Genomic DNA, 12,780 nt, shown 5'->3' with positions numbered 1-12,780 from the left:
AGCGAGTCACCTTTTCCAAACGCCGGAGTGCCGGCCCAGCGAAAAGGTAACCCAAAAGGCTTTGCCCCGGCGTACGGCACTTCGCTGAGGCTCAGTGTTCCCTCGCTACGGTGTCCATCCGGGGGCATCGCCTACGGTTTGCTTCGCTGCACCTCCTCTCGATGAATGCGGCTTCGCCGCACGGCGCTGCGCGCCTAACCCCCGGATGAACACCTCCACTCGGCCTGCCGAAGGGGCAAAAGATCAAAAGCCAAAGCCAGAGCAAGATCAAAAACCAGATCAAGAGCCCCTCACCCTAGCCCTCTCCCAGAGGGAGAGGGGACTGACCGTGGTGTTTGGGGAAGGTACGCCGACGTGCGATTCCGCGTTGAACTCAGATCTTGAAAAGCCCACAAATCGGCTCCCTCTCCCTCGGGAGAGGGCTGGGCGGGCGGCGTTCCGATGAGGGGCAAACCCACCACAAATCGAAAGACAAACATCCGCTCTTCACCACTCAATAGGCCGAGTGTCAGCTCGCCTGCTCTTGATCTTGATCCACGGGCGACGTCGGAAGGCTGAGTGGAGGGATTGATCCGGGCGTGGGGAGCAAGCCTTTTGGGTTACCTTTTCGGCGTTTGGAAAAGGTGACCCGCCGTAAGGGCGGAACCCTAAGCCGCCATCACCCAAAAAACGGATATACCCCCAAAACCACCCAAAGCATGGTCGGCCCAAAGGCCGCCAAGACACAAAAAAAAAGGGGCAACCGAAGTCGCCCCAAAATGCCTTGCGTGCTCATCAATCCAGAAGAATCACTTCTTGCGCTTATTCGCATCCTTCCAGATAAAAAATCCAAACCCTGCAAAAAACAGAACCATCAGCCCTACAGTCAGGACCCCGGCAAACACCACGTTATCGAAAAACATGACTGGCCTCCTGGCCCCTGCTCTGCTGCGATGGAACTAAGTTACCAAACACACAGGCGCACAAATTGACCGGGATCAATACCAGCAACGAAGGAGAGTAAAGGAGGAAAAATAACTGACCTGCATCAACGGATGCAGGAGGAGATCAACGCTTTTTCGGCTTGTTTTTCGACTTTTTCCTGGCTTTTCCCAACGGCATCGCCTGTTCGAACGCCTGGCGCACTTCGTTCAGCCGCTTCTCGTTGAGGTCGTGCACACGCTTGGCGCGCTCAGTGCTGAGGTCAATCAGTTTGTCGTCTTGGCTCATGGCGTCAGTACATCACTTGAAAGAATCACAACTGCCACATCACCGGCAGGACTGCGCCAATAATGCAGCCTCAGCCGCGCGCTGACCAGTCGGCTAGCCTCACGCGGTACAACGACTCAGATCTCGATATCGACCCACAAGCCCTGACGCGGCTGATCTTCCATCAGCGGAACCACCGGCACGGTGTTGTCGGCGTTCAGTTCGGTGCCGGGCACGGCGAGATGTTCTTCCGGGTCCTCATCGGCTTCGCGACGACGGCGATCACGTTCTTGCTGACGGCGCTGCTCTTCACGCGCCAGCAATCGATCCTCTTCCGGATCGCGCTTTTGCAGATCGATCGTGCTTTCGTTGGAGCTTTCCTGCACCGGCACCACCGGAGGAATGTCCGGCCGCTGGCGGATCGGATCCTGCTGGGAAGTGATCGGCACAGCGCTCAGGGGGAGCATCGGTGGCAACATATAAAGGGTCTCCTGTCAGCAGGCTATCGGCTGCGGCAAAGGCGCCTTGAGCCATCGGTCGCAAATCTGTGACGCACTTGGCACCTGTAGGAGCTGCCGCAGGCTGCGATCTTTATCAGACAGCTCAAACCTCAAGGGTTCTCAAAGATCAAAAGATCGCAGCCTTCGGCAGCTCCTACCCAGTAATCTTTGGCCCTGAGGCCCTCATTCCGTTAAGATAGCCCGCTTTTTCAAGGTGGGAGTCAGGCAGCATGGCGCAGCAGTATCAACCGGGGCAACGCTGGATCAGTGACAGCGAAGCAGAGCTTGGTTTAGGCACCGTTCTGGCACAGGACGGCCGCTTGTTGACCGTGCTTTACCCGGCCACTGGCGAAACCCGCCAGTACGCGCTACGGAATGCGCCCCTGACCCGCGTGCGGTTCTCGCCGGGCGACAGCATTACCCACTTCGAAGGCTGGAAGATGACCGTGCAGCAAGTCGACGATGTCGACGGCCTGATGGTCTATCACGGCCTCAACGGGCAGAACGAAGCCGTCACCCTGCCGGAAACCCAGCTGTCGAACTTCATCCAGTTCCGTCTGGCCAGCGACCGTCTGTTCGCCGGCCAGATCGATCCGCTGGCGTGGTTCTCGCTGCGTTACAACACCCTCGAACACACCAGCCGCCAGCTGCAATCTTCGCTCTGGGGCCTGGGTGGCGTTCGCGCGCAGCCAATCGCACACCAATTGCACATCGCCCGTGAAGTCGCCGATCGCATCGCGCCGCGCGTTCTGCTGGCGGACGAAGTGGGTCTGGGTAAAACCATCGAAGCCGGTCTGGTGATCCATCGCCAACTGCTCTCGGGCCGCGCCAACCGCGTGCTGATCCTCGTTCCGGAAAACCTCCAGCACCAGTGGCTGGTCGAAATGCGTCGCCGCTTCAACCTGCAGGTCGCGCTGTTCGACGAAGAACGCTTCATCGAAAGCGATGCCGCCAACCCGTTCGAAGACACCCAACTGGCGCTGGTCGCGCTGGAGTGGCTGGTCGACGACGAGAAGGCGCAAGACGCGCTGTTCGCCGCCGGTTGGGATTTGCTGGTGGTCGACGAGGCGCACCACCTGGTCTGGCACGAAGAGAAAGCCAGCGCCGAATACTCGCTGGTCGAGCAACTCGCCGAAGTCATCCCCGGCGTGCTGCTGCTCACCGCCACCCCGGAACAACTCGGTCAGGACAGCCACTTCGCCCGTCTGCGCCTGCTCGATCCGAACCGCTTCCATGACCTGGCCGCGTTCCGTGCCGAGAGCGACAACTATCGCCCGGTGGCTGAAGCCGTTCAGGAGCTGCTCGACAAGGGCCGTCTCTCGGCCGAAGCGCACAAAACCATTCAGGGTTTCCTCGGCAACGAAGGCGAAGCGCTGCTGACCGCGGTCAACGATGGCGACACTGAAGCCAGCGCCCGCCTCGTGCGTGAACTGCTTGACCGTCACGGCACCGGCCGCGTGCTGTTCCGTAACACCCGCGCCGCCGTGCAGGGTTTCCCGGAGCGCAAACTGCACCCGTACCCGCTGCCGTGCCCGGACGAATACCTCGAACTGCCGCTGGGCGAACACGCCGAGCTGTACCCGGAAGTCAGCTTCCAGGCGCAACCGGAGGCCAGCGAAGAAGAGCGCTGGTGGAAATTCGACCCGCGCGTCGAATGGCTGATCGATCAGCTGAAAATGCTCAAGCGCACCAAAGTGCTGGTGATCTGCGCCCACGCCGAAACCGCGATGGACCTGGAAGACGCCCTGCGCGTGCGTTCCGGCATTCCGGCCACGGTGTTCCACGAAGGCATGAACATCCTTGAGCGTGACCGCGCCGCCGCTTACTTCGCCGACGAAGAATTCGGCGCGCAAGTGCTGATCTGCTCGGAAATCGGCAGTGAAGGTCGCAACTTCCAGTTCGCTCACCACTTGGTGCTGTTCGATCTGCCGTCGCACCCGGACTTGCTCGAGCAGCGGATCGGGCGTCTCGACCGGATCGGCCAGAAACACATCATCGAACTGCACGTGCCGTACCTGGAAACCAGCCCGCAAGAGCGCCTGTTCCAGTGGTACCACGAAGCGCTGAACGCGTTCCTCAACACCTGCCCGACCGGCAACGCCTTGCAGCATCAGTTCGGCCCGCGCCTGCTGCCGTTGCTCGAAGAAGCCGACGACAGCGAGTGGCAAGCGCTGATCGACGAAGCGCGCACCGAGCGTGAGCGTCTGGAAGCCGAGCTGCACACCGGTCGTGACCGTCTGCTGGAACTCAACTCCGGCGGCGCCGGCGAAGGTGAAGCGCTGGTCGAGGACATCCTCGAACAAGACGATCAGTTCGCCCTGCCGATCTACATGGAAACCCTGTTCGACGCGTTCGGCATCGACAGCGAAGACCATTCGGAAAACGCCCTGATCCTCAAGCCGAGCGAGAAGATGCTCGACGCCAGCTTCCCGCTGGGCGACGACGAAGGCGTGACCATCACCTACGACCGCAATCAGGCGCTGTCGCGCGAAGACATGCAGTTCATCACCTGGGAACACCCGATGGTGCAGGGCGGCATGGATCTGGTGCTGTCCGGTTCGATGGGCAACACCGCCGTCGCGCTGATCAAGAACAAGGCGTTGAAGCCGGGCACCGTGCTGCTGGAACTGCTCTACGTCAGCGAAGTGGTCGCGCCGCGTTCGCTGCAACTGGGCCGTTACCTGCCGCCGGCCGCCCTGCGCTGCCTGCTCGATGCCAACGGCAACGACCTGTCTCCACGGGTCTCGTTCGAAACGCTGAACGATCAGCTGGAAAGCGTGCCGCGTGCCAGCGCCAACAAGTTCATCCAGGCGCAGCGCGATCAGCTGACGCCACGGATCAACGCCGGTGAAGACAAGATTGCCCCGCGTCACGCCGAGCGCGTGGCCGAGGCCCGTCGCCGTCTGGCGGCCGACACCGACGAAGAACTGGCGCGCCTGACCGCGTTGCAAGCGGTCAACCCGACTGTACGTGACAGCGAACTGGATGCGTTGCGCCAACAGCGTGAGCAGGGTCTGGCGATGCTGGATAAGGCTGCGTTGCGTCTGGAAGCGATTCGGGTGTTGGTGGCGGGCTAAACCGCCCTGCTCCACAGCTGAAAACAGAAAGGCCCGCAGTGATGCGGGCCTTTTTTGTTTGCCTGTGATTTTTCAGCTGATGCTGATGGCCTCATCGCTGGCAAGCCAGCTCCCACAGGTTTCGGGTCGTTTACAGATTATGTGTACGACTCGGTCACTGTAGGAGCTGCCGAAGGCTGCGATCTTTTGATCTTAAGCAGTCGCTACTGCAACCTCTGGCTCAACCACAGCCACCAACCCTTCCTTCATCCGCTGCGCATCGCGCACAAAACACCGCGCCGCCAGAAACAGAAACACCATCGTCAAAAACAGCGCCACCGGAATCAGGTACATCGCATCATGCAGCCCGACTGCCTTGAACGCCTCGGTCATCTGCTCAGCCCCCGCCGCCGCCATCGCGGTATGCGCAAAGTGATCGGACAAACCACCGACCACCACCGGCCCCAAACCACCACCGAGCAAATACAACCCGGCAAAGAACAACGCCATCGCCGTGGCCCGCAGGCGCGGTTCGACGACGTCCTGAATCGCCGTATAAACACAGGTATAGAAGTTGTAGGCAAACAGCCAGCCAACACTGAACACCGCGACAAACACACCAATCTCGATGCGCCCGGAATGCAGCGCCCACGCCGTGCACAACGTCGAAACAATCAGACTGAACGCGGCGAACAACAGCCGCCCGTTGGCCACGCGCTGGTGAATCTTGTCAGCAATCCAGCCACCCAAGGTCAAGCCGACCAGCCCGGTCACACCAACAATGATCCCGGTCGCCACCGCCGCTTCCTGCAACGGCATGAGGAAATAGCGTTGCAGCATCGGCACCAGAAACGAGTTACAGGCATAGGTGGCGAAGTTGAAGCACAACCCGGCCATCACCAGCCAGAGAAAGGTCGGCACCGCCAGAATCCGGCGGATTGGCTTGTCGACTTTCTCTTGCGAAACCTGCACGGTCTCCGCGGCGCCGCGCTTCGGCTCTTTGATAAAGAACATGAAAATCGCCAGAAGCAGACCCGGCACCGCTGCAATAAAGAACGGCGCCCGCCAGCTGTCAAACGCCTTCACCATCCAGCCAATGGTGAAGAACGCCAGCAACAGGCCCAACGGCAAACCGAGCATGAAGATGCCCATCGCCCGCGCCCGCCGGTGCGCCGGAAACAGATCGCCAATCAGCGAGTTGGCCGCCGGTGCATAACTGGCCTCGCCGATGCCGATGCCCATGCGCACGATCAGGAAGCTCCAGAAACTGCCGACCAGACCGTTGACGGCGGTCAGCGCACTCCACGTTGCCAGGCCCCAGCCCATCAGTTTGCTGCGCGAACCGGTATCGGCCATCCGCCCCAATGGCAGGCCGGCAATGGCATAAACGATGGTGAACGCGGTGCCGACGATGCCCAGTTGAAAGTCGCTGAGGTGCCATTCCATGCGGATCGGCTCGATGATGATCGCCGGAATGGTGCGGTCGAAGAAGTTGAACAGGTTGGCGAGGAACAGCAGGAACAGAATGCGCCAGGCATTCGCCGCTTGGGTCGAGTTCTGCATGGGTCCGTCTCTTTATTGTTATGGGGCTTCACTGCCAACGCATCCGAGCCCGGAACCTGCAATCTAGTCAGCCATGAGAAGCCTGTCTGTGATCATTCGTCTGCCTGATATCGGGCCATGGCACTGTAACGAAACGTAAGCCTTTGATAAGCCTGTAATCCCCCGAAAACCGGGGCTTTTGCGGCAAAACCTTGCCACAAAAAAATAGTTTCGCGCCCCCCTTCCCAAGTTCGTGGCGAAGCCTAGAATGGCGGCCGGATCCGTCCGGATCTCCCGATCAATCCCTTTGATACCCTCGCCCATGTCTGAAGTCAGTCCGTGTCTGAATTGCGGTGCCTGCTGTTCCCATTTTCGCGTGTCTTTCTTTTGGGGTGAGTGCTCATCTTCCGGCGGCACGGTGCCAGATGAGCTGGTCACGCAAATCAGCCCGAGCCGGGTGGCGATGAATGGCACCGACTGCAAATCGCCGCGCTGCACGGCGTTGGTCGGCGAAGTGGGCAGCGAGGTGAAGTGCTCGATTTATGAATTGCGCTCCAGCCCCTGCCGTGAATTCGAATCGTCCTGGGAAAACGGCGAACAGAATGTCGACTGCGATAAGGCCCGCGCGCGTTTCGGCTTGCCGCCGCTGCAACCGGACTGGGCGCAAATCCCTTTAGAACAGATCGCTTGAGCCTTTTAGCGCCAATCGCTATGACGCTAATGCCGAAATCATTAGCGCCAATGTGCCACTACCCCTTGCACCCCGAAATCGGCCTCTATACTCCTGACATTCAACTGCGTTCAACGCGCACTCGGGACGACTTCAGAAACGGGGCATGCTATGGAGTGGCTTGGTTTGCAGTTTGTTACCGAGCTGCCGGAGAGCGGGCAGGTCATTTTAGATTGCACACATAATCCCTTGTTGGTGCTGGTGGCCTATCTGGTCGCCTGTGCGGCGAGCTTTGCCACTCTCGACATGGCCGAACGGGTCGCGCACGCAGAAGATCCCGGCTCGCAACGCCTCTGGCGCTGGATCGGCGCGACCTGTCTGGCCGGCGGCATCTGGGCCATGCATTTCATCGGCATGCTGGCGTTCCAGGCGCCGATCGAAATCCACTACGATCTGCCCATCACGCTGTTCTCCCTACTGATCGCCCTGCTCGCCTCATGGCTGGCCATGCACACGCTGAGTGAACCGCAGCCCAGTCTTTTGCGGTACCTGAAAACCGCCATCGTCATCGGTCTGGGCATCGCCGGCATGCATTACGTCGGCATGGCGGCGATGGAGTCGAGCGCCACGGCCTACTACCAGCCAACGCTGTTCGTGCTGTCGATCGCCATTGCCATCGGCGCCAGTTTCGCCGCGCTGTGGGTCGCCGGTTATTTGCGTGAAGGCAGCGGTCTGGGTCATCAGATGCTCAAGTACAGCGCCGCACTGATTCTCGGCGCCGGTATTTTCAGCATGCATTTCACCGGGATGGCCGCGCTGAATCTGGTCTTGCCAGCCAACAGCCTGCCGTCGATAGCGGCCGAAACCAGCCATATGCAGTTGGGCCTGACGGTCGCGCTGATCACTTTGCTCATCCTTGGCAGTGCGATCAGTGCGGCGCTGGCCGACAAGAAACTGCAGAACAAAGAAGAGGATCTGCGTCGCGTCAACGCCCTGCTCAGCCAGCTCGATCAGGCGCGCATGTCGCTGCAACAAGCGGCCAACTACGACGCCCTGACCAACCTGATCAACCGCCGCGGGTTCAACCAGATCTTCGCCGAGAAACTCTGCCAGAAAGCCACCGAGGGCGGCATGCTCGCGGTGATGTTTCTCGACATCGACCACTTCAAGCGGATCAACGACAGCCTCGGTCACGACGCCGGTGACGAACTGCTTAAGGTTATCGCCAATCACATCAAAGGCTCGGTTCGCAGCCATGAAGACGTGGTCGCGCGCTTCGGTGGCGACGAGTTCTGCATCCTCATTAACCTGCGTGAGCGCGAAGAAGCCCGCAGTATGGCGCAGCGCATCATGCTCAAAATGAAGGAGCCGATCGAACTGGCCGGGCGCCGCATGGTGATGACCACCAGCATCGGCATCAGTCTGTTTCCGGAGGACGGCAGCACCTGCGAGGAACTGCTCAAGCACGCCGATCTGGCGCTGTATCAATCCAAAGGCGCAGGGCGCAACGGCCTGCATTTTTTCAGTTCCAACCTCAAGACCCGCGCCAGCTTCGAGCTGCAACTGGAAGAAGAATTGCGCCACGCCTTGCGCGAAGAAAACGGCCTGACGCTCTATTACCAACCGATCTTCGAACTGAAGACCGGTCGCGTCACCAAGCTCGAAGCGCTGATCCGCTGGCAACATCCGCTGCACGGTTTGCTGACCCCGGATCGCTTTATCTCCATCGCCGAAAACAACGGCTTGATCGCCGAACTGGACAACTGGGTACTGCGCCGCGCCTGCAAGGATCTGGGCGAATTGTCGCGACATGGCTGCGAAGAACTGAAAATCGCCTGGAACTGCTCGCCGCTCAATCTCGCCCGGGAAGAACTGGCCACTGAAATCGAAAGTGCCTTGCGCACTGCAGGGGTGGCGCCGGAGCGGCTGGAGCTGGAAGTCACCGAAAATGCGTTGATGGGCAACATCGCCAACACCCTGGTGCTGCTGCGGCAGATTCGTGCCTTGGGCGTCTCACTGTCGATCGACGACTTCGGCACCGGCTACTCGTCGCTGGCCTACCTCAAGCGCCTGCCACTCAACACCTTGAAGATCGACCGCTCGTTCATCCTCGATATTCCCACGGCGACCGCCGACATGGAGATCGTCCAGGCGATCATCGTCATGGCGCACACCCTGCATTTGCAGGTGGTCACCGAAGGCGTGGAAAGCCTGGAACAGTACGAATTCCTTGAACGCTCAGGCTGCGACTTCATTCAGGGTTACCTGCTCAGCCGCCCGGTGCCGCTGGACGAACTGCGCCCGGTACTGGAAGAAATCAATCAGCGCAAACACTCACACGCGGTCAATCCGTTGATTCTGGCGCGCGGTACATTTGCACCAGTGTCGCTGGATCCTGCGCCAAATAGCCTTGCGCCCCATGCAGGCGCATCAGTTGTGCGGCCAATCCGCTGATCGGCGTCGCCGAGCCCTGCTCGCGTGAGAACTTCACAGCAGTGTCGAGATCCTTGAGCAACGTGCGTACGTGCCACTTGATCGGCTCGAAACGGCTTTCGGCCATTTGCGGGGCGAGGATCTGCAACGGTTTCGAATCGGCGAAACCGCCGGCCAATGCTTCGGCGATCAGACTCGCATCGACCCCGGCCTGCTCCGCCAGCGCCACCACTTCGGCGATCACCAGTGCGTTGCAAGCGACGATCATCTGGTTGCAGGCCTTGGTCACCTGCCCCGCGCCGACGCCGCCCATGTGCGTGACACGTTGACCGAGGTTGAGCAATACCGGGCGCACACGCTCCAGATTTGCCGCATCGCCGCCGACCATGATCGCCAGACTGCCCGCCTCGGCACCGCCCACGCCGCCGGACACCGGTGAGTCCAGCCAGGCCATGCCGGTTTTCTCCGCAAGCGTCGCCGCCATTTCGCGAGTGGCCGTCGGTTCAAGGCTGGAAAAATCCACCAGCAACTGGCCGCTTTTCGCCCCTTCGGCGATACCGCCAGCGCCAAACACCACCTCACGAACCACTGTCGTATCGGCCAGACACAACATCACCACGTCGGCGTGTTCGCACAATTCAGCGGCGGTCGCCACCTGCCGGGCACCGGCCTCGACCAGTGGCGCGCACTTGGCCGGGTTGCGATTCCACACGGTCAGCGGGTAACCCGCGGCCAACAAACGGCGGCACATGGGCAGGCCCATCAGACCGATTCCGGCGAACCCCAACGAAGGTAGCGTTGACATCATTTTGCCTCTTTTCGATTAAAGATCGCCGAATAATGGCCGATTCATCAACGATCAGGAAAGGATTCCCCCCAGCGATAGTCAGGCCAAAACCCTGACGCTCGGGCTCAATTCGCGCAATTAAAAGACGCGAGATCTTATTCCGTGAGGTTCGTAGGCAAAGGCCAGCGAGCCAACCAGTCCAGGTATATGGCGCACAATGACTTCTAAAAATAATCCCGCCACTGCGGTATCCGATCTGACTTTGAGCCCCGCCGCCAACAGCCCGTCATCGTCAAAGCCATTGGTCCCGTCGCGTCCGCTGTCGACTCAGCAATACCTGTACTTCACCGAAACCAATACCGACCGCATCCTCGACAACCTCGACGGCCTGCGTGATCTGGTGTTCCCGCGCCCACCGCACCTGGAAGGCGACAACGAACAGCACAACGACCAGGAATTCCCCTCGGTGTGCCTGATCGGCCTCGGTCGCTGCGGCTCCAACATCGCCCTCGACGTCGCGGAGCTGGTGTACAACGCGCGCAAGTTCTACCTCAACGAGTTCAATAACGAAGACCGCGCGGCGGATCGCCGACTGGCCGACAAGGGTTACAGCCCGGCGCAGTGGATCAAGAACAACCTGCGCATCGGCCCGAACAAATCGACCAAACCGGTGTTTCTGGTCGAACCGCTGGTGATGCTCGGCGACCTCGACAAGGACATCGCCGGGCGCATCCGTTTCTCGCGCAAGGGCGAGAAAAGCGGCTTCCTGCGCGACTACAGCAAAATGAAGATCATGGACTTGTCCGAAGTCCACGCCGGTGGCGCCGGTAACGCGCCGATCCTCGGCCAGTACCTGGCGAAGATCATCCTCAACAAGGACACCCAGCGCTTCTCCAGCCCTGACTGGAAAATGATCCACTCGTACCTGATCGACAGCTGCGGCATCAAGGCCAACCAGTCGCGCCTGTATTTCTCGATCTTCAGTGCCGGCGGCGGTACCGGTTCCGGCATGGCTTCGGAATTCGGTCTGGCCCAGCAGCACTCGTACATGAACAAGACGTTCGACACCAAACCGATGGACGAGCATGACGGCAAGAGTGGTCATTCGTTTGTGTTCGAACCGATCTTCACCAGCGGCATCTGCGTGCTGCCGAACATTTCCGATCACCGCAGCGAAATGTCCGAGGCGCTGCACATCAACGCCGGTCGCCTGCTGTGCAAATACCTTTCGGAAGAATGGGATTTCTCCTACAACTTCGCCAATGAAGACAGCAGCGAAGCCAGCGTCATGGGGCGTATCCGCCCATGGAACGCGATGATGCTGATCTCCAACGACATCATGCGTTACGCCGAAGAAAGCGATGACGGCAACATCCAGAACATTGATGTCAATGCGATGGAAAAGCACGCTAACCAATACATCTCGCAGCAGATCTTCAACATTCTCACGGCACAGGCCGTCACCACGGACTACGACCAGAACTACTTCCGCCGCGCCGGCATCGACATTGGCGAAACCATTCGCCTCGACGCCAACGACCTGTTCATGAGCCTGGCCGGCCCGGTGGCGATTGCCTACGCCGAATCGGTGGTGCCGGAAACGCCGCCGCCGAGCAGCGACAAATTCAAGGTGTTCGACAAAGAGCCGCAGCGCCTGAACATCGACGACCTGTTCTTCCGCTCGATCGACCTGCCGCACTTCAACAAGGTCACGCAGGCCATCGAAGGCATCAGCCTGTTGCCGATCGAGTCCAAGCGTTATCGCGCTTCGCTGGAGCAGTACAAGAATTCCGGCTACGACGCCGCCGCGCTGCACGACCTGCACTTCTTCAAGAACTGCTCGTCGGTGGTCTCGATCGTTTCGCTGCCGAAAGACTACAAGCTGTCGTACATGGACCTGAACCGGTTGAAGACTCACCTCAACAGCCTGTTCCCCAACACCACGCTCAAGCGTTACGCACTGGTAATCGGCGCCTCGGCCAATCTCTCGCTGACCACGCTGATTGCGAAGAGCCCGTGCCTGTCGGACGACTTCCTGACCCTGATCGTCGCGTTTATCAAGCGTTGCTTCGCGAAGAACCCGTACCGTTTCGACGAGACGCTGGACAACTCGATTCTCGATTTCATCATTAACGAGGAGTTCGACGAAGACCGCATCGACGACCTGCTCAACGAGTTCGAAAACCCGGCGAAGATCCTCGACACCAACTGGTATGCGATCAAACCGATGTACGAGAAGAAGTACCGCGAACTGATCAACGACAAAGAGAAGTTTGTCTCGATCAATGACATTCGTTTGTCGCGCGATTGCGTGAAAAAGTCGATCAAGTATTTGCGCGAGATCTATCGTCACCGGATTGGCAAGACCAAGGTTATTTCGCTGAATAACCATACCGGCAAGTCGTTTTCGGTCTGATCGAAGGCCGAGTCGCCGCAATCACTGGCAAGCCAGCTCCCACAGGGTCCGGGTTTACACAATTATTGTGTAAACCACAAAACCTGTGGGAGCTGGCTTGCCAGCGAAGAGGCCCTGAAATTTACTGAAGATTTCAGCCTTTCCAATATCCAGAAACAATTAAGCAGCCGTTAGGCTGCTTACTAAAC

At 59.5% G+C, this 12,780-nt stretch carries 9 protein-coding genes; 4 read left to right on the top strand and 5 right to left on the bottom strand.

Translation table 11 applies throughout. The features are described from left to right. Positions 1-788 precede the first annotated feature (788 nt). The 3 genes from ccoM to M5G26_RS02365 form a co-directional block, all read right to left on the bottom strand. Positions 789-902: a cytochrome c oxidase subunit CcoM gene (gene ccoM / locus M5G26_RS29460; protein ID WP_003222396.1), complete on the bottom strand. Its 114-nt coding sequence runs from the start codon at positions 900-902 to the stop codon at positions 789-791. A 145-nt stretch (positions 903-1,047) separates the two neighbouring features. After that, positions 1,048-1,209 carry a hypothetical protein gene (locus tag M5G26_RS02370; RefSeq protein WP_273914343.1) on the bottom strand — a complete coding sequence of 54 codons (162 nt, stop codon included), beginning with the start codon at positions 1,207-1,209 and terminating at the stop codon, positions 1,048-1,050. Positions 1,210-1,325: 116 nt separating this feature from the next. Beyond that, a complete protein-coding gene (locus tag M5G26_RS02365) occupies positions 1,326-1,667 on the bottom strand; it encodes a hypothetical protein (RefSeq protein ID WP_003222394.1) in 342 nt (113 codons plus the stop codon). 251 nt (positions 1,668-1,918) lie between these two features. Between M5G26_RS02365 and rapA the strand changes: the two genes are divergently transcribed. Then, positions 1,919-4,765: an RNA polymerase-associated protein RapA gene (gene rapA, locus M5G26_RS02360; RefSeq protein ID WP_273914342.1), complete on the top strand. Its 2,847-nt coding sequence runs from the start codon at positions 1,919-1,921 to the stop codon at positions 4,763-4,765. Between the two features lie 192 nt (positions 4,766-4,957). Here the strand turns inward: rapA and M5G26_RS02355 are convergent, their stop codons facing one another. After that, complete coding sequence (locus M5G26_RS02355) at positions 4,958-6,307, bottom strand: spinster family MFS transporter (RefSeq protein WP_134176812.1); 1,350 nt, start codon at positions 6,305-6,307, stop codon at positions 4,958-4,960. Positions 6,308-6,608: 301 nt separating this feature from the next. On the opposite strand from M5G26_RS02355, the gene M5G26_RS02350 reads away from it, so the two are divergent. Both M5G26_RS02350 and M5G26_RS02345 read left to right on the top strand, forming a co-directional pair. Continuing rightward, a complete protein-coding gene (locus tag M5G26_RS02350; RefSeq protein WP_038358192.1) occupies positions 6,609-6,977 on the top strand; it encodes a YkgJ family cysteine cluster protein in 369 nt (122 codons plus the stop codon). 150 nt (positions 6,978-7,127) lie between these two features. Further along, a complete protein-coding gene (locus M5G26_RS02345) occupies positions 7,128-9,410 on the top strand; it encodes a putative bifunctional diguanylate cyclase/phosphodiesterase (protein WP_273914341.1) in 2,283 nt (760 codons plus the stop codon). On the opposite strand, the gene M5G26_RS02340 is transcribed toward M5G26_RS02345, so the two are convergent. After that, a complete protein-coding gene (locus M5G26_RS02340) occupies positions 9,301-10,197 on the bottom strand; it encodes an NAD(P)-dependent oxidoreductase (protein WP_273914340.1) in 897 nt (298 codons plus the stop codon). The genes M5G26_RS02345 and M5G26_RS02340 overlap by 110 nt on opposite strands. Positions 10,198-10,393: 196 nt before the next feature. On the opposite strand from M5G26_RS02340, the gene M5G26_RS02335 reads away from it, so the two are divergent. Continuing rightward, positions 10,394-12,592: a hypothetical protein gene (locus M5G26_RS02335; protein ID WP_007918508.1), complete on the top strand. Its 2,199-nt coding sequence runs from the start codon at positions 10,394-10,396 to the stop codon at positions 12,590-12,592. Positions 12,593-12,780: the final 188 nt, after the last annotated feature.

The organism is Pseudomonas sp. TNT2022 ID642, assembly GCF_028656995.1.
GTDB lineage: Bacteria > Pseudomonadota > Gammaproteobacteria > Pseudomonadales > Pseudomonadaceae > Aquipseudomonas.
Note: the sequence above shows the minus strand (reverse complement) of the source record. Positions and strands in the feature narration are given on the sequence as shown.

Bases quoted from the DNA above. Each gene is read 5' to 3' on its own strand.
- ccoM (WP_003222396.1), bottom strand. From the start codon at position 902: ATGTTTTTCGATAACGTGGTGTTTGCCGGGGTCCTGACTGTAGGGCTG.
- M5G26_RS02345 (WP_273914341.1), top strand. From the start codon at position 7,128: ATGGAGTGGCTTGGTTTGCAGTTTGTTACCGAGCTGCCGGAGAGCGGG.
- M5G26_RS02355 (WP_134176812.1), bottom strand. From the start codon at position 6,307: ATGCAGAACTCGACCCAAGCGGCGAATGCCTGGCGCATTCTGTTCCTG.
- rapA (WP_273914342.1), top strand. From the start codon at position 1,919: ATGGCGCAGCAGTATCAACCGGGGCAACGCTGGATCAGTGACAGCGAA.
- M5G26_RS02365 (WP_003222394.1), bottom strand. From the start codon at position 1,667: ATGTTGCCACCGATGCTCCCCCTGAGCGCTGTGCCGATCACTTCCCAG.
- M5G26_RS02340 (WP_273914340.1), bottom strand. From the start codon at position 10,197: ATGATGTCAACGCTACCTTCGTTGGGGTTCGCCGGAATCGGTCTGATG.
- M5G26_RS02370 (WP_273914343.1), bottom strand. From the start codon at position 1,209: ATGAGCCAAGACGACAAACTGATTGACCTCAGCACTGAGCGCGCCAAG.
- M5G26_RS02335 (WP_007918508.1), top strand. From the start codon at position 10,394: ATGACTTCTAAAAATAATCCCGCCACTGCGGTATCCGATCTGACTTTG.
- M5G26_RS02350 (WP_038358192.1), top strand. From the start codon at position 6,609: ATGTCTGAAGTCAGTCCGTGTCTGAATTGCGGTGCCTGCTGTTCCCAT.